The 17096-nt window shown below is 62.0% G+C and carries 15 protein-coding genes; 9 read left to right on the top strand and 6 right to left on the bottom strand.

Annotated features, from left to right (window positions below; translation table 11 throughout):
- The first annotated feature begins 13 nt into the window (after nt 1-13).
- The 6 genes from IVB05_RS25890 (at nt 14) to cbbX (ending at nt 7040) form a co-directional block, all read left to right on the top strand.
- Nucleotides 14-889, top strand: coding sequence for a phosphoribulokinase (locus IVB05_RS25890; RefSeq protein ID WP_247778766.1), 876 nt, complete (start codon nt 14-16; stop codon nt 887-889).
- A complete protein-coding gene (gene tkt / locus IVB05_RS25885; protein ID WP_247778765.1) occupies nt 886-2925 on the top strand; it encodes a transketolase in 2040 nt (679 codons plus the stop codon). The genes IVB05_RS25890 and tkt overlap by 4 nt, the downstream gene beginning before the upstream one ends.
- 34 nt (nt 2926-2959) lie before the next feature.
- On the top strand, nt 2960-4045 hold the full coding sequence (gene fba / locus IVB05_RS25880) for a class II fructose-bisphosphate aldolase (RefSeq protein ID WP_247778764.1): 1086 nt from the start codon (nt 2960-2962) through the stop codon (nt 4043-4045).
- A 55-nt stretch (nt 4046-4100) separates the two neighbouring features.
- Nucleotides 4101-5561: a form I ribulose bisphosphate carboxylase large subunit gene (locus IVB05_RS25875; RefSeq protein WP_247778763.1), complete on the top strand. Its 1461-nt coding sequence runs from the start codon at nt 4101-4103 to the stop codon at nt 5559-5561.
- A gap of 12 nt (nt 5562-5573) precedes the next feature.
- Nucleotides 5574-5993 carry a ribulose bisphosphate carboxylase small subunit gene (locus tag IVB05_RS25870; protein WP_247778762.1) on the top strand — a complete coding sequence of 140 codons (420 nt, stop codon included), beginning with the start codon at nt 5574-5576 and terminating at the stop codon, nt 5991-5993.
- 132 nt (nt 5994-6125) lie between these two features.
- Nucleotides 6126-7040 (top strand): CbbX protein, encoded by a 915-nt coding sequence (gene cbbX, locus IVB05_RS25865; RefSeq protein ID WP_247778761.1) that lies wholly within the window; start codon nt 6126-6128, stop codon nt 7038-7040.
- A 36-nt stretch (nt 7041-7076) separates the two neighbouring features.
- Here cbbX and IVB05_RS25860 read toward each other — a convergent pair whose 3' ends face one another.
- A complete protein-coding gene (locus IVB05_RS25860; protein ID WP_247786929.1) occupies nt 7077-7547 on the bottom strand; it encodes an Lrp/AsnC family transcriptional regulator in 471 nt (156 codons plus the stop codon).
- A gap of 147 nt (nt 7548-7694) precedes the next feature.
- Here IVB05_RS25860 and ald point away from each other — a divergent pair, with 147 nt between their 5' ends.
- Entirely contained in the window at nt 7695-8810 is a 1116-nt protein-coding gene (gene ald, locus IVB05_RS25855; RefSeq protein WP_247778760.1) for an alanine dehydrogenase, read from the top strand.
- 86 nt (nt 8811-8896) lie between these two features.
- Here the strand turns inward: ald and IVB05_RS25850 are convergent, their stop codons facing one another.
- The 4 genes from IVB05_RS25850 to IVB05_RS25835 all read right to left on the bottom strand — a co-directional run bounded on the left by IVB05_RS25850 (nt 8897) and on the right by IVB05_RS25835 (nt 13283).
- Entirely contained in the window at nt 8897-9802 is a 906-nt protein-coding gene (locus IVB05_RS25850; protein ID WP_247778758.1) for an amino acid ABC transporter substrate-binding protein, read from the bottom strand.
- A 389-nt stretch (nt 9803-10191) separates the two neighbouring features.
- The gene (locus IVB05_RS25845; protein ID WP_247778757.1) at nt 10192-10455 is read right to left on the bottom strand and encodes a hypothetical protein; all 264 of its coding nucleotides are present in this window, start codon (nt 10453-10455) and stop codon (nt 10192-10194) included.
- 54 nt (nt 10456-10509) lie between these two features.
- Complete coding sequence (locus tag IVB05_RS25840) at nt 10510-12828, bottom strand: molybdopterin cofactor-binding domain-containing protein (RefSeq protein WP_247778756.1); 2319 nt, start codon at nt 12826-12828, stop codon at nt 10510-10512.
- A gap of 2 nt (nt 12829-12830) precedes the next feature.
- Nucleotides 12831-13283: a (2Fe-2S)-binding protein gene (locus tag IVB05_RS25835; protein WP_247778754.1), complete on the bottom strand. Its 453-nt coding sequence runs from the start codon at nt 13281-13283 to the stop codon at nt 12831-12833.
- A gap of 723 nt (nt 13284-14006) precedes the next feature.
- Between IVB05_RS25835 and IVB05_RS25830 the strand changes: the two genes are divergently transcribed.
- Together IVB05_RS25830 and IVB05_RS25825 are read left to right on the top strand one after the other, a co-directional pair.
- On the top strand, nt 14007-14594 hold the full coding sequence (locus IVB05_RS25830; protein ID WP_247778752.1) for a Rieske 2Fe-2S domain-containing protein: 588 nt from the start codon (nt 14007-14009) through the stop codon (nt 14592-14594).
- 73 nt (nt 14595-14667) lie between these two features.
- A complete protein-coding gene (locus IVB05_RS25825) occupies nt 14668-16389 on the top strand; it encodes a methanol/ethanol family PQQ-dependent dehydrogenase (protein WP_247778751.1) in 1722 nt (573 codons plus the stop codon).
- Between the two features lie 165 nt (nt 16390-16554).
- Here the strand turns inward: IVB05_RS25825 and IVB05_RS25820 are convergent, their stop codons facing one another.
- Nucleotides 16555-17070 (bottom strand): Lrp/AsnC family transcriptional regulator, encoded by a 516-nt coding sequence (locus tag IVB05_RS25820; RefSeq protein ID WP_247778750.1) that lies wholly within the window; start codon nt 17068-17070, stop codon nt 16555-16557.
- Between the last annotated feature and the right edge of the window lie 26 nt (nt 17071-17096).

The raw sequence follows: 17096 nt of genomic DNA, 5'->3' as shown, positions 1-17096 counted from the left end.
CCGGAAAGAGCAGATGTCGCGCAGCTATCCCATCATATCGATTACCGGATCATCCGGCGCCGGCACGACCTCGGTGAAGAAGACGTTTGAAAACATCTTCCGGCGCGAGAAGGTCGCCGCCGCCTATGTCGAGGGCGACGCCTTCCACCGCTACAACCGCTTTGAGATGCGCACGAAAATGGCTGAGGAGGCCGAGCGCGGCAACAAGCATTTCAGTCATTTCAGTCCGGAAACAAACCTGTTCGAGGAGCTGGAGAAATTGTTCCGTGACTACGGCGAGTCCGGGACTGGAACCGTCAGGCACTATGTCCACGATCATGATGAGGCCAAGCTCTATGGCGCAGACCCGGGCACATTCACCGAATGGACGCCATTGCCGGAGAAATCAGATCTGTTGTTCTATGAAGGTCTGCATGGCGCTGTCGTGACCGACAAGGTCAATATCGCGCAGCATGCCGATCTCAAGATCGGCGTCGTTCCCGTCATCAATCTGGAGTGGATCCAGAAGCTGCATCGTGACCGCAGCGACCGCGGCTACACCGCCGAGGCGGTCACCGATACCATCCTGCGGCGGATGCCGGACTACATAAACTACATCTGTCCGCAATTCACCGAGACCGACATCAACTTCCAGCGCGTGCCGACGGTCGACACGTCAAACCCGTTCATTGCGCGCTGGATACCGACGCCCGACGAGTCGATGGTGGTGATCCGGCTCAAGAATCCGCGCGGCATCGACTTTCCCTATTTGCTGTCGATGATTCCGAACAGTTTCATGTCGCGCGCCAATTCGATCGTGATCCACGGATCGAAGCTCGATCTCGCGATGCAGCTCATCCTTACCCCGCTGATCCTGCAACTGATGGAACGCAAGAGGCGCATGCTATGACCGAATCCGCTCTGTCCCGTATCGCCACCCAGCCGGTCGTCTCGCATGCTGAAATGGCGAATGCGATCCGCTTTCTGGCCATCGACGCCGTCGAAAACGCCAAGTCGGGCCATCCCGGCATGCCGATGGGCATGGCCGATGTCGCAACCGTACTGTTTTCGCGCTTTCTTAAATTCGACGCCTCCGATCCGGCATGGCCGGATCGCGACCGGTTCGTATTGTCGGCCGGCCACGGCTCGATGCTGCTGTATGCGTTGCTGCATTTGACTGGCTACCAGGGTGTGACGACGGACGAGCTGAAGGCGTTCAGGCAGTGGGGATCGAAAACCCCCGGCCATCCGGAATACGGGCATACGCCCGGCGTGGAAACGACGACGGGGCCGCTGGGGCAGGGGATCGCGACCGCGGTCGGGATGGCGCTGGCGGAGCGCCTGATGAATGCGCGCTTCGGCGACGATCTTGTCGATCACTACACCTATGTGATCGCCGGTGACGGCTGCCTGATGGAGGGCATCAGCCAGGAAGCGATTTCGCTGGCGGGGCATCTCAAGCTCGGCCGGTTGATCGTGCTGTATGACGACAACGAAATCTCGATCGATGGATCGACTTCATTGTCATGCTCGGACGACCAGATCGCGCGTTTCAAGGCGTCGGGCTGGTCGGCGAGCCGGATCGATGGCCATGACCCCGAGGCGATTGCCGCGGCGATCCGGCACGCACGGCACGACAGCCGGCCCTCCCTGATTGCCTGTCGCACGGTGATCGGTTTCGGCGCGCCCAGCCGTCAGGGGACGGAAAAGGCGCATGGCGCGCCGCTCGGTGCGGATGAAGTCGAGAAGACGCGCGGCGCGTTGGACTGGCCGCACGCGCCATTTCAGGTTCCGGGAGCCGTAGCCGACGCCTGGCGCGAAATAGGTGCACAAGGACATGCGGCACGGCGGGCATGGATCGAGCGCAGCCGACGCCACAGTACGATGGGACGGTCGCCGTTCCACGACGCGCTGAATCGAAAGCTGCCCTGTGGATATGCCGACGTGATGGCGCAGATACGGACCCGGTTCGGCACCGAACAGCCGAAAATCGCGACCCGGCAGGCGTCGCAATTGGTGATCGACGTGATCGCGGAAGCGCTGCCCAATCTCCTGGGTGGCTCGGCCGATCTTACCCATTCGAACCTGACGCGCGCGAAGACGCAGCAACCGGTGCGGCCCGATGCCTTCGATGGCAGCTATATCCATTACGGCGTCCGCGAGCATGCCATGGCGGCTGCGATGAACGGTATCGCATTGCATGGCGGCTTCATCCCATATGGCGGCACGTTTCTCAGCTTTGCCGATTACAGCCGCCCTGCGATCAGGCTGGCTGCGTTGATGGGGATCCGCGTCATTCATGTGATGACGCATGACTCGATCGGGCTCGGCGAAGACGGCCCGACGCATCAGCCGGTCGAGCATCTGGCATCGCTGCGGGCGATACCGAACCTGCTGGTATTCCGTCCAGGCGACGCGGTCGAGACGGCGGAGGCGTGGGACTGCGCGTTGCGGGCAGATACCAGTCCTTCGTTGCTGTGCCTGTCGCGACAAGCGCTCCCCACGTTCCGTGACGTTGCGGGCGAAACCAATCTGGTCGCGTCCGGTGCCTATGTCGTCGTCGAACCGGAGGAGGGTCGCGACGTCACCTTGATCGCAACCGGCTCCGAACTATCGATCGCGCTCGAAGCGGCAAGGCTGCTCGAGAAAGACAACGTTCGCGCGGCGGTCGTCTCGGCGCCGTGCTTCGAGCTGTTTCGCCGGCAATCCCGCGAATACCGCACCGCCGTTCTGGGACGCGTTCCGAGGGTCGGCGTCGAAGCCGCGATTGAGGGCGACTGGGCGCGCTGGCTTGGCGATGGCGGCGAATTTGTAGGCATGACCGGCTTCGGCGCCTCGGCGCCGGCGGAAACGCTTTACCGCGAATTCGGCATTACCGCCGAAGAGGTCGCAAAGGCCGCGCTGCGCTGCATCGCACGCTCGCGAATGGCGGCGACCTACGCATGACACCCATACGCCGATCAATGACACGGAGGCCCGGATGGCGCGAATTACCCTGAGGCAATTGCTGGATCATGCCGCCGAGCACGCTTACGGCGTGCCGGCATTCAACATCAACAATATGGAGCAGGGGCTCGCGATCATGGATGCGGCGGCTGCCGTCGATGCGCCCGTCATCATCCAGGCTTCGCGGGGCGCGCGCTCCTATGCCAACGATCTCATGCTGGCGAAGATGATCGACGCGCTGGAGGAGATGCATCCGCAGATTCCGCTCTGCTTGCATCAGGACCATGGCAACGAAGAATCGACCTGCGCCACCGCGCTTCAGCACGGCTTCACCTCCGTGATGATGGACGGTTCGCTGAAGGCCGATGCCAAGACCGCGGCAAGCTACGACTACAACGTCGACATCACCCGCCGCGTAGTCGACATGGCGCACTGGATCGGCGCTTCGGTGGAAGGCGAGTTGGGCGTGCTCGGCTCGCTGGAACATGGCGGGGGCGAGCAGGAGGACGGCCACGGCGTCGAAGGCGAGGTCAGCCACGATCAACTGCTGACCGATCCCGACCAGGCGGTCGATTTCGTTCGCGCCACCAGGGTCGATGCGCTGGCGATTGCGATGGGCACCTCGCACGGCGCGTATAAATTCTCGCGCAAGCCGGACGGCGACATTCTTGCGATGCGGGTGGTGGAGGAAATTCATCGCCGGCTGCCCAATACGCATCTGGTGATGCACGGCTCGTCGTCGGTGCCGCAGCCGCTGCAGGATGCGTTCAATGCATTCGGCGGCGAGATGCCGCAGACCTGGGGGGTGCCGGTCGAGGAAATCGTCCGTGGCATCAGGCATGGCGTTCGCAAGGTCAATATCGACACCGACTGCCGGTTGGCGATGACCGCCGCGTTCCGGAAGGTGGCGGTGCAAAGCAGAAACGAATTCGATCCGCGCAAATTCCTGAAACCGGCGATGGATGCGCTGCGGGATCTTTGCCGAGAACGCTTCGAGCAATTCGGCACCGCAGGCCACGCCTCGCAGATCAAGGTCATTCCGTTGGCCGAGATGGCAAAGCGCTACCGCTCGGGCGCGCTCGATCCACGCATGGGAGGAATGGCCGATGCCGCCGAATGAGCTGATGACCACCTCTATCCCGACCAGTCGCCGCCCACCACACGAGGAGACCACGATGAACATGCACTCGATGACCGTTCGCGGCAAGGATCGCTACAAGTCCGGCGTCCTCGAATACAAGAAGATGGGCTACTGGGAGCCCGACTATCAGCCAAAGGACACCGACATTATCGCGCTGTTCCGGGTGACGCCGCAGGACGGCGTCGATCCGGTCGAAGCCTCCGCAGCGGTGGCCGGCGAATCCTCGACCGCGACATGGACCGTCGTCTGGACCGACCGGTTGACGGCGGCGGAGAAATACCGTGCGAAATGCTTCCGCGTCGATCCCGTGCCGAACTCGCCGGGACAGTATTTCGCCTACATCGCGTACGACCTCGATCTGTTCGAACCCGGTTCGATCGCCAATTTATCGGCCTCGATCATCGGCAACGTGTTCGGCTTCAAGCCGCTGAAGGCGTTGCGGCTCGAGGACATGCGGTTGCCGGTGGCCTATGTGAAGACTTTCCAGGGACCGGCGACCGGTATCGTGGTGGAGCGCGAGCGGATGGACAAGTTCGGCCGCCCGCTGCTCGGCGCCACCGTGAAGCCAAAACTCGGACTCTCCGGCCGCAACTACGGGCGCGTGGTCTATGAGGCGCTGAAAGGCGGACTCGACTTCACCAAGGATGACGAGAACATCAACTCACAGCCCTTCATGCACTGGCGGGAGCGGTTCCTCTATTGCATGGAGGCCGTTAACAAGGCGCAGGCCGCGTCCGGCGAGATCAAGGGCACCTATCTCAACGTCACGGCCGGTACCATGGAGGACATGTACGAGCGCGCCGAGTTCGCCAAGGAGCTCGGCTCGGTCATCATCATGATCGATCTCGTGATTGGCTACACCGCGATCCAGTCGATGGCCAAATGGGCGCGGCGCAACGACATGATCCTGCATCTGCACCGGGCAGGGCACTCGACCTATACGAGGCAGCGCAGCCACGGCGTCTCATTCCGCGTCATCGCCAAGTGGATGCGGCTCGCCGGTGTTGATCACATCCATGCCGGCACTGTGGTCGGAAAGCTGGAAGGCGATCCCGCGACCACGCGCGGCTATTACGACATTTGCCGCGAGGACTACAATCCGGCGCGGCTGGAGCACGGTGTGTTCTTCGACCAGCACTGGGCGAGCCTCAACAAGCTGATGCCGGTGGCATCGGGCGGCATTCACGCCGGCCAGATGCATCAGCTGCTCGATCATCTCGGCGAAGACGTGATCCTGCAGTTCGGCGGTGGCACCATCGGCCATCCCATGGGCATCCAGGCCGGCGCGACCGCCAACCGCGTGGCGCTGGAAGCGATGATCCTCGCACGCAATGAAGGCCGCGACTATCTGCACGAGGGTCCCGAGATTCTCGCCAAGGCGGCGGAGACCTGCACGCCGTTGAAGGCGGCGCTCGAGGTCTGGAAGGACGTCACCTTCAACTATGAATCGACCGACATGCCGGACTACGTCCCCACGCCCTCGGTCGCGATGTAAGGAGTGGAAATCATGCGCATTACCCAAGGCTGCTTTTCGTTCCTGCCCGATCTCACCGACGAGCAGATTTCCCGCCAGGTCCAGTACTGCCTGAAGCAGGGCTGGGCGGTGAACATCGAATTCACCGACGATCCGCATCCCCGCAATAATTTCTGGGAAATGTGGGGCCTGCCGATGTTCGATCTCCGCGACGCTGCCGGCGTGATGATGGAGCTGAATGAATGCCGCAAGGTGTATGGCGAGCGCTATATCCGGCTGTCGGCGTTCGATTCCAGTCACGGCTGGGAATCGGTGCGGCTGTCCTTCATCGTCAACCGGCCGAAGGAGGAGCCTGGCTTCCGCCTCGATCGGCATGAAATGGCCGGCCGCAACATCCGCTACACGACCACATCATACGCCGCCGATCGTCCGGAGGGCCGGCGCTACGGCTAGGCACGCGTTCGGTCCGGCGGACGAGTTCTCCCTGAACGTGCCTGCGTCTGCCGGATGCACTGCTCCGTCGCTGCGGAAGCGGCGACGGAGTCTTTTCCGAAACTATGCGTGCAGCGCATTGAGGTTTGGCAGATGGATCTGGATATCGCCCCGATGACGGATGCGGTCAATCTCCGCGACGAACTCAAAGCCGTCGGAATCGAGGAGATACTAACGCAGCTCGACCGCGAACTGATCGGCTTGAGGCCGGTAAAGACACGTATCCGCGAGATCGCGTCGCTGCTTCTGATTGAGCGTATCCGCAAGCGCATGGGACTGGCGTCGGGCACGCCGACGCTGCACATGTCATTTACGGGAAATCCCGGAACCGGAAAGACGACGGTGGCGCTGCGGATCGCCAGCATCCTGCACAGGCTCGGTTTCGTGCGCCGCGGCCAGGTGGTGTCGGTCACGCGCGATGAACTGGTTGGGCAATATATCGGTCACACCGCGCCCAAGACCAAGGAGATCCTGAAGAAGGCGATGGGCGGCGTGCTGTTCATTGACGAGGCTTATTATCTGCACCGGCCCGACAACGAGCGCGACTACGGCCAGGAGGCGATCGAGATTCTGCTGCAGGTAATGGAATCGCAGCGTGAGGATCTGGTGGTGATCCTCGCCGGCTACGGCGACCGCATGGACAAGTTTTTCGCCAGCAATCCCGGCTTCCGTTCGAGGATCGCGCACCACATCGACTTTCCGGATTATGCCGACGATGAATTGCTCGCCATCGCAGAGCTGATGCTGCACGACATGAACTACGGATTCACATCGGATGCGCGTGCGGAGTTCGTTCGCTACATCGCATTGCGCAAGAACCAGCCGCTGTTCTCCAACGCGCGCTCGATCCGCAACGCATTGGATCGTCTGCGGCTGCGTCAGGCCAATCGCCTCGTCGCCGATCTCGATCATGTCCTGACAGCGGACGATATCCGATCGATCGAGGCGTCGGACGTGCTGGCGAGCCGCGTGTTCGGGAAGGGCGGAAAATCCGCCGAGGCGGGTTAGCGCCTACCTTCTCTGGGGGGACTACGATCGGCGGAGCTAACGCTGTAACGCCGTTTCAGGGATCGCCCTGCGAACCACTTCGCGCATCGCAAAGCTCGAATGGATGCGCGCGACGCCGGGCATCCGCGAAAGATGCTGCTTGTGGATGCGCTCGAAGTCCGCGATGTCGCGCGCGATCACCTGCAGATGATAGTCATCGCTGCCCGACATCAGGTGGCAGGACACCACGTCGGGGCAACGGGCGATCGCTGCTTCGAACGCGGCGAGATACTCTTCGCTCTGCTTTTCCAGCGTGATGGTGACGACAACCGTCGTGACGAGCCCGAGTGCAGTCGGCTCGAGGTCGGCCCGATAGCCTCGAATGATGCCGGTTTCCTCGAGGTGACGAATGCGACGCGCGCAGGCGGTCGGCGACAGCCCGACCTTTTCGGCGAGCTCGATCTGGCTCGCCCTCGCATCGGAGAGCAACTCGGCCAGAATCCGAAGATCAATACGATCCAGCTCGATCACGCCAGTATTCTCTAATATCCATTATAGAGACGCAGAATATCTGCGTAAATCTCTCCCGGCAAGCCGTAATTCGCAGAGAAGCGTTGCGCGTTCAAGAGTAGCTTCATGTCATCGGACAGCAGTCTCCAATGCAGGAGCAAGGCCATGCGCATCGGTGTGCCCAGGGAAATCAAGGTCGAGGAGTATCGCGTTGGTCTGACGCCGGCGTCGGTGCGGGAATATGTGGCGGATGGACACGACGTGATCGTCGAGCAAGGTGCCGGGCTCGGCATTGGCGCCGGCGATGATATCTACCGTTCGGCCGGCGCAGCAATCGTGGACACGGCAGCCGAGATCTTCGCGACCGCCGACATGGTGGTCAAGGTCAAGGAACCGCAGCCGACGGAATGGCGCCAGCTTCGCGAGAACCAGATTCTCTTCACCTATCTGCACCTTGCGCCGGACACCGCGCAGACCAAGGGGCTTCTCGCATCCGGCTGCACCGCGGTCGGCTACGAGACGGTGACGGATGCGCATGGCGGGCTCCCGCTGCTGGCGCCGATGAGCGAGGTGGCGGGACGGCTGGCCATCGAGGCGGCGGGCGCCGCCTTGCGAAAATCGGCGGACGGCATGGGCAAGCTGATCGGCGGGGTGCCTGGCGTCGCTCCGAGCAGGATCGCGGTGATCGGCGGCGGCGTGGTCGGTACGCATGCCGCCAGGATGGCGGCAGGTCTCGGCGCCGATATCGTCATCCTTGATCGCTCGCTGCCGCGGCTTCGCGTCCTTGACGAGATGTTCCTCGGGCGCGTTCGCACGCGCTACGCGACGCTGGAAGCGATCGAGGAGGAGATCATCGGCGCTGACGTCGTCATTGGCGCGGTGCTGGTGCCGGGCGCCAGCGCGCCGAAACTCGTCTCCCGCGCGCAGCTCGCCCGCATGAAGCGCCGCGCCGTGCTGGTCGATGTCGCGATCGACCAAGGAGGCTGCTTCGAGACGTCGCGGCCGACGACCCATCAGGCGCCGACTTATCTCGTCGACGAGATCGTGCATTATTGCGTCGCCAACATGCCCGGCGCCGTGCCTGTGACGTCGAGCCACGCGCTCAACAACGCCACGCTGCCGTTCGGCCTTGCGCTGGCCGGGAAGGGCATCCGCGCGCTGATCGAAGATCCGCATCTGCGCGCCGGCCTCAACGTGCATCGCGGGCAGATCACCAACCGCGCGGTCGCCGACAGCCAGAATTTGCCCGCGGCGGCGCCCGAGAAAATTCTGGCGGCGTGACGTCCGCCGGCTGACAGGCGAGAGCAGGGCCGTGTGAGGCCTCGGGCAGCGCCGATCGAGGCTGCGGCTTCTGCGGCAGCGTATCGTCAGCGCTCGTAGCTTGCGGGGTCTGGACTATCCGACGGATGCGCATATGCGTTGCGCAGCACTGCTGTCATCGGAGTCTTGAAATTGAGTCCGTTGGGCGGGACCGGCGATTCGAACCACTTTTTGTAAATCGCCTCGATCTCTGGGCTTCGGTAAAGCTTGGCAGTCACACGGTCTGCCACCGCCTTGAATGGTGCATCGTCCTTGCGCAGCATGATCCCGTAGGGTTCGGCCTTGGATAAGGCCTCGTCGCTGATGATGTAGGCAGACGGGTCTTTCGACCTTGCGATCGCAACGGCGAGCTGCACGTCATCGAGGACGTAGGCGGCGGCGCGGCCGGTCTCCAGCATGAGAAAGGCTTCCGCCTGATCCTTTGCCGCCAGCGGCGTGACGCCGAGATTGCGGGCGGCATTGACCTGGTTGAGCTGCACCATGTTGGTCGAGCCCGATATCGCAACGACCGGCTTGCCTTTCAACTGGTCGATCGTGCTGATGTTGTCGGCCTTCCGTGCGGCAAACCGCGTCGCGGACAGAAAATGTGAGTTCGTGAACGCCACCTGGCGCTGCCGCTCCGCATTGTTGGTGGTGGAAGAGCAGACGAGATCGACGGTGCCATTCATCATGAGCGGAATGCGGTTGGAAGACGTTACCGGGAGCGTCTCAACGGTCACGTTGGAGACCTTAAGTTCTTGCTTAACCGCGTCCACGATTTTCATGCAGATGTCGACGGCGTACCCGATCGCCTTCTGGTCGCCGTCCAGATAGCTGAACGGCACCGAGGCTTCCTGGATGCCGAGGATGATCTTGTTGGTCTCTTTGACTTTCTGGAGTGTCCCGGTCAGCTCGCTTGCATGCGCGGGGACGGCGATCAGGGCAACGGCAAGCATCGTCAATGGCAGGCGCATCACGGTAGACCTCATCGGATAGTGAACGGGTTTGCAGCGACCGAACTGATGGCCGCCGTGCCAATCGATAGCGGGCGACCGTAGTCGATCAGCCGTCATTGCTGAATTAGTGACTGTGAAAACCGGCTATATCAAAGTTGTATGGCCGACGGGCGCTGCGGCGCAGCCGTATTTGGCGCAGGTGTTGACGGGCAACGCATCCAGGATGTGTTGGCGACCCACAATAATGCAGCTGTCGAGAACAACATGCCGCAGGCCGGCGTCTGGGTGTTCGCCGTCAGGAAGTGACTGACAGGCATTGCGCCGGCCCGGTATTGACCGGAGGTGAGAAAAGGGCGGCCAACGAATGTTCGCCTTCCCTTTGTTGCTCCTGGCTGCCAGTGCTGGAGCTACTTGCCTTTGGTGTCGACCTTCTGCTTTTCGTCTTCGTTCATTTTCTTCACCACGGGATCGCGACTGGCTTCGCCGGTGGTCTGAGTTGTCGTGGCCGGCGGGCTTTCGTTTGGCATGGAGGTTTGCCCAGGCGGCGTCGTCGCCGGCCGCGTTGCAGTCGCGCTCGGCGGCGACGTCGTTTGAGCGGTCGCCGCCTGAGCATTCAATAGAACCACGCCCGACAGTAGCGACACCGCGAGCGCCGTTGCGTTGGGTTTCATCGATCTGAACTCCTCTCAGACCAAGGAAACGGTCCGTTCGGCCTAACGTTCCTCTTACGCCTCCAATTGCTTGCCGATCGGCAGTGCGCGGATGCGCTTGCCGGTCGCGGCGAAGATCGCGTTGATCAGCGCCGGCGCAAAGGGCGGCACGCCGGGCTCGCCAACGCCGCTGGGCGGCGTGTCGGGGCCGGCAGGCACGATGTAGACGTTCGTTATGGCAGGAGATTCGTCGATCCGGAGCAATGGACAATCGTCGAAGTTGCCCTGTTGCACCTTGCCATCCTTGAAGGTAACCGCGCCGTGTTTGGCGAGGCTCAGGCCCATGATCGCAGCGCCCTCGATCTGCGACTGGATCCGCTCCGGATTGACGTAGGTTCCGCAATCTATCGCGGTATCGACCCGCGGCACGGTGAACTTGCCCTTATCGTCAACGGCCACCTCGACGATCGTCGCGATGTAGCTGACGAAGCTGCGATGCGCGGCAATGCCGAGCCCGTGACCCTTGGGGACCGATCGCCCCCAGCCGCCCTTGTCGGCGACCAGTTCGACGACCTTGCGAAGACGCGCGGTATCGATCGGATAGCTGTCATAGGGCTCGCCGTAGTTCCAGAGGTCTTTCACCGAATCGAGCTTGACGATCCGGGGCGAACCGATCAGCTCCAGCAGCATATCCTTCTGGTCGCGTTTGGTGGCATGCGCGATTTCAGCGACCATCGACTGCACCGCAAAGGCGCGCGGGATATTCGACACCGAGCGGAACCAGCCGATGCGGGTATGCGCGGCCGCTTCCGGATTCTCGCACTGGACGTTGGCGATCTCGAAGGGCATGTCGACCAGCCCCATGCCGAGCTCGAACGGCGCCTGATGCACCGCTTTGTCGGCAAATGTCGAGGCGATGCTCGGCGCGACGCTGCGATGGCGCCAGGCCGTCACCTTGCCGCTCTTGTCGAGGCCGGCCTCGATGCGTTCCACCGAGACGGTGTGCAGGAAGCCGTTGCGAACGTCGTCTTCCCGCGTCCATTGCACCTTTACCGGGGCGCCGAGTTCCTTTGAAAGCAGGGCGGCTTCGATGGCGAAATCGCACTTCGACTTGCGCCCGAAGCCGCCGCCGAGCAGGGTGACATTGACGGTGACATTCTCCTGGGGAATGCCAAGCGTCTTGGCGACGTCCTCGCGCGTTCCGCCCGCGCTTTGCACTGGTCCCCAGATCTCCGCCTTGTCGCCCTTGACGTCCGCGACCGCAACCGGCGGCTCCATGGCGACATGGGCGAGATGCGGCAGATAGTATTCACCCACGATCACCTTGTCGGCGCCCTTCAGGGCGGCCTCTACGTCACCTTCCTTGCGCACCACCAGGCCGGGCTTCCGTGCGGCTGCCTCCAGTTCGGCCCGGTAGGCGACCGATTCGTATTTTCCGTTGGCGCCATCGTCCCAGACGATCTTCAGGGCGTCGCGGCCCTTGATCGCCGCGCCGGTGTTGCGCGCGATCACTGCGACGCCGCCGAGCGGCTGGAATTTTGAAGGCCACGGCCAGCCCTTGACTTCCATGATCTTTTCGACGCCGGAAACCTTCATCGCCGCCGCCCCGTCAAACGACGCGACCTTGCCCCCGGTCACCGGCGGCCGGGCAATGACGGCGTATTTCATGCCTGCCAGCCGGACGTCGGCGCCGTAACGCGCGGTACCTACCGTGATGTCGCGGAGATCGACCATGCTGATCTGGCCTTTGCCCAGATAGCGGAAATCCTTTGGGTCTTTCAGCTTCAGGCCTTCGACGCTCGGCACCGACTCCTTGGCGGCATCGGCTGCCAGATCGCCAAAGCCAATGCGGCGTCCGCTCGCACTGTGGACGACCTCGTGATTGACCGCCTTCACTTCGGTCGCCGGCACACCCCAGCGTTTCGCCGCTGCGCCTTCGAGCATCGTTCGGGCCGAAGCGCCGATCTGGCGCATCGGCATCAGGTAATGACGCGTGCTGCGCGATCCGTCGGTATCCTGGTTGCCGAATTTGACCTCGTCGCCATGCGCCTGCTGGATGCGAACGCGCGACCAGTCGGCTTCCATCTCTTCGGCAACGATCATCGGCAGGCTGGTGCGGACGCCGGTTCCCATCTCGGCGCGGTGCGCGACGATCGTGACAATGCCGTCCGGTGCGATCGCGACGAACACGCGCGGGTCCACCACGGTACCGTGCGGCATCTCGCCCGCGCCGGTCTTATACGCGGCAAAGCCGGGGCGTGACATCACGGGGGCGGCCAAAACAAAGCCGCCGGCCAGCCCGAGGCCCTTCAGGATGCTGCGGCGTGAAACGTTATCGACCTTGACGTATCGCTCAAAGCCACGGAGCTTCTTGGGATTGCTGAGAATGTTCATGATCAGACCCCCGTCGAAGCGAGGTGAACCGCGTTTTCGATGCGCTGATAGCAGCCACAGCGGCAGATGTTACCCGCCATCGCCTCGCGTATCTGATCGTGGTTGGGCTTTGGATTTTCCAGCAGCAGCGCGGCCGCCTGCATGATCTGGCCGACCTGGCAAAAGCCGCATTGCGGGACATTGAGCTGTCGCCAGGCCTTCTGAACCGCGTGATCGCCCGTCGGATGAAGGCCTTCGATCGTCGTTACTTCCCGACCGACCACGTCGGAAACCGACGTGATGCAGGCGCGTATCGCCTGCTTGTCCACGATCACGGTACAGGCGCCGCAAAGCGCCTGGCCGCAGCCGTATTTCGTGCCCGTCAGCCCGATTTCGTCGCGGAGGAACCAGAGGAGTGGAAGATCGGGATCGCCATCCCAGTTCTTTTGCGCACCGTTAATCTTCAAAGTAATCATGATCGATCCTCGCTCTTCGTAAGCTGCTGATGGTAGCTCCGACGTGAGCGAAAAACGTTACGGCTGACCGCTCAACGCCGGCGCTTCGAAATTCCTTGCTATCTGGCTGGGATTTCTTTGAGCCATCCTCCTGATCATTATTATTGGCTGTTGTTCAGTAGGCCGCGCTTGGCGGATCGCCGCCGCAAGGGTGTTCTCCATTTGCGTCCGCATGTTTGGCGAAAGCGGGGCATCGGCAAAGAATTGCATTTGGTCAGTAACGCTGACGCAGCGAAACAGCAAAACAAATTGTCGTTAAACTTGAACATCGTTGTCATGACACGATGCAGGGATTCGTCTCTTCCATGTCGCCCGGCGCTGCACAGTCTTTACCATTTGCGCGCCACGGACACCGGCGTTCGCCGAGCGCTTCGCGACGACTCTTGCAATTCTCGATCTTGACCGCACGCGCGATAACGCACCGCACACTGCGGAAGGCTGAGCTGTTCTGCGAAATATGCATGATGCGCTAGTCGGCAGTTACGATCGCGTGACATGCAATGGACACCCATTATTGCTGGCTTTTCCTGGAATCGCTGATGCAACTGGAGGAGGAATTGCGCAAAAGACAATTTTGTTCGTCGCCTTTTTTTTGACCGACTCCCTCCATCAGTTTGCGTGATGTGCAAATCCGATCAGCCCACAACGTCGATCACAAGCACAGACGCGGAACTCGCGACAGCGATGTGTCAGGATCCGACGCGGCGCGCGCTCATCCTGACGGCTCTCGCCACCGGGGCCTGCCTTGCGTCGCCAAAGTCCTCCATTGCCGAGGAAGATGCACCGGGCAGCAACGAGCGACCCCAGAAAGCCGACGTTCTGGTTTTCGCCGAAGGGGACCGTGCGGGCGAGGTGATCAAGCCGCAAGATCTGAAAGCCGGTGGACCGCCGGTGCGCGCCTGGCCAAAGGATCCCAAGACATCAGTTGTCCGCAAGGGCTCGCGCCTGAATGAGGTGCTCGTTGTAAAACTGGATCCGGCTGAGCTGGATGAAGAGACGCGCTCCCGCGCTGCCGGCGGCGTCGTGGCCTATTCGGCCATCTGCGTCCACACCGGCTGTCCGATCACGGCATGGGTGAAGGCGGCAGGCGGCGACAAGGACGTCTTCAAATGCGTTTGCCACAATTCGGAATTTGACCCCAGGCAAGGCGCGCAAGTTGTGTTCGGGCCGGCGCCCCGGCGTCTGCCGGCGCTTCCGTTGGTGGCGGACGACGGCCCGCTGACAGTCGCCGCAACATTTGTTGGAAAGGTAGGTGCGCAGCAGGCCAGGTGACGGCCGCCGGCCGTCGATCCACGACAAGGACAAAACAGAATTCGTGAGATGAAAACAAAGGGGAGGTTGCGCTATGGCCTTGAAGCAATGGCTTTTGTCGGGTTTGCTCGCGTCCACATGCCTCGTTTCGATCGCTGCCGCCGGCCCGATCGAGAACTACAGCCCGGTAACCGCCGAACGACTCAAGAATCCCGAACCCGGCAACTGGATGCATTATCGCCGGACCTATGACGGCCAAGGATACAGCACGCTCGACCAGATCAACACCTCGAACGTGAAAAGCCTGACGCCGGCGTGGACATTCTCGACCGGTGTGGTCGAGGGACACCAGGCGCCGCCGATCATCAACAATGGCGTGATGTTCGTCTCAACGCCGGAGGGGCAGGTGATTGCGCTCAACGCCAAGACCGGCGACGAGTACTGGCGATACAAACGCCGGCTTCCCGAGGACCTCTTTCAGCTGCACCCGACCAACCGCGGCGTGGGTCTGTGGCAGGATAAGCTGTACCTCGCCACGACGGACGACCATCTGGTAGCGCTCGATGCCAAGACCGGCAAAGTGGTCTGGGACACCAAGGTTCAGGACTACAAGAAGGGGCAGTATCTGACCCTCATGCCGCTGGTCGTCGACGGCAAGGTGATCGTCGGCGGTTCCGGCGGCGAATTCGGCATCCGCGGTTATATCGTTGCCTACGATGCCGATACGGGCAAGGAGCTGTGGCGAACCTTCACCATTCCTGGCCCGGGCGAGCCCGGCCATGACACGTGGAGCGGCGACGACTGGAAAACGGGGGGCGCGCCTGCCTGGATGACAGGCACTTACGATGTGGACACCAGAACAATCTATTGGGGCACCGGCAACGCCGCGCCCTGGCCGGGCGAAACGCACCCCGGCGACAATCTCTACTCGACATCGGTGCTCGCGCTCGATCCCGAAAGCGGCAAGATCAAATCATACTTCCAGTACCATCAAAACGATTCCTGGGACTGGGACGAGGTGGACGCCCCCATGCTGATCGACCTGCAAAGGGACGGCCGCACCATCAAGAGCCTGGTTCATCCCGGCCGCAACGCGATCTTCTGGGTGCTCGAGCGCAAGCCGGAGGGCATCAAATACGTCGCCGGCTGGCCTTTCGTTTATACCAACGTCTGGAAGAGTATCGATCCCAACGGCAAGCCGATTGCCGATCCCGCCCACAAGCCGGGCGTCGGCAAGCGGGTTGAATTCTGTCCGTCATTGTGGGGCGGCAAGGATTGGCCGTCGGCGGCGTATAGCCAGAAAACCGGATTGGTCTACGTTCCGGCCAACGAGAATTTCTGCGGCGGCTTCACCGGCGAGAAATTGCCGTTGGTTCCCGGCCAGCTTTGGCTCGGCACCAAGGCCGAGGATATCGGCTTGACGCCCCGTCCCGGCGCTACCCACTTTGGCGAACTGCAGGCGTGGGATCCGGCCACAGGCAAGAAGGCCTGGTCGCACAATTTCCCGAAGTCACAACTGTTCGGTTCGGTGACCGCTACCGCCGGCGACCTCATCTTTGTCGGCGGCACCAATGACCGGATGTTCCGCGCCTTCCATGCCAAGACCGGTGAACTGCTTTGGGAGCAAAAGACCAACTCCGGGATCGTGGGCATGCCGATCGCCTATGAGGTGGACGGCACGCAGTATATCGCCGTGCAGTCGGGCTGGGGCGTCGACGCGCAGCGCATCCAGGACGCTCTGGTGGGCAAGGTCCCCGGCCTGGAGAATAACGTGCCGCAGGGCGGCGTCGTTTGGGTGTTCGCCGTCAAGAAGTGACGGCGAGAAGGCAGGATCCGGCGCCTGGCTGCTACGCAGTGGCCAGGCGCAGTTGCGATCCAGGCAACGCGGGCACAGCCTCGGCCGGCGTGGGTCGGTAACGCTTCCTCGCCGACAATTCTGCGATTTTGCACACCGGCCTGTCGCCCTTGCGGTGGAGGCTGGCTAAACACTCGCATTGACGAGCAGCGGATCGGCGGAAATCACGAGCTTCAGCGTCCGCAGCGAAAAGGTCGACCGCGTGTGCCGGATGCCTTGAATCCGGTAGAGCTTCTCCCGAAGAAAGCGCTCGTAGTGCGTGGTGTCGGCGACCGCTGCCTTGACCAGATAGTCGTATTCGCCGGTGACGAGATTGGCCTCGATAACTTCCGGGATTCTTGCAAGGGCGTCGCCGAACCGGGAGAGCACCTTGTCGTCGTGCTTGTCCAGCGTGACTTCGATGAAGACGATATCCTTCAGGCCGATGGCGACGTGGTCGATGACCGCCGAGTAATGCTTGATCACGCCGATCTCCTCCAGGTGTCTGACCCGCGACCAGCATGGCGAAGACGACAGTCCGACGCGATTGGCCAGTTCGTTGACGGTCAGTCGTCCTTCGTTGCGGAGGATCGAAAGAATCTTTCGATCGATCAGGTCGAGGTCCGCCTTCGTTCGCGGCTTCACCGGGGAAGATGATTTCATCACATATCTCCACATACTCAGATGAT

Origin of the sequence: Bradyrhizobium sp. 170 (assembly GCF_023101085.1) — a bacterium.
Classification (GTDB): domain Bacteria; phylum Pseudomonadota; class Alphaproteobacteria; order Rhizobiales; family Xanthobacteraceae; genus Bradyrhizobium.
Note: the sequence above shows the minus strand (reverse complement) of the source record. Positions and strands in the feature narration are given on the sequence as shown.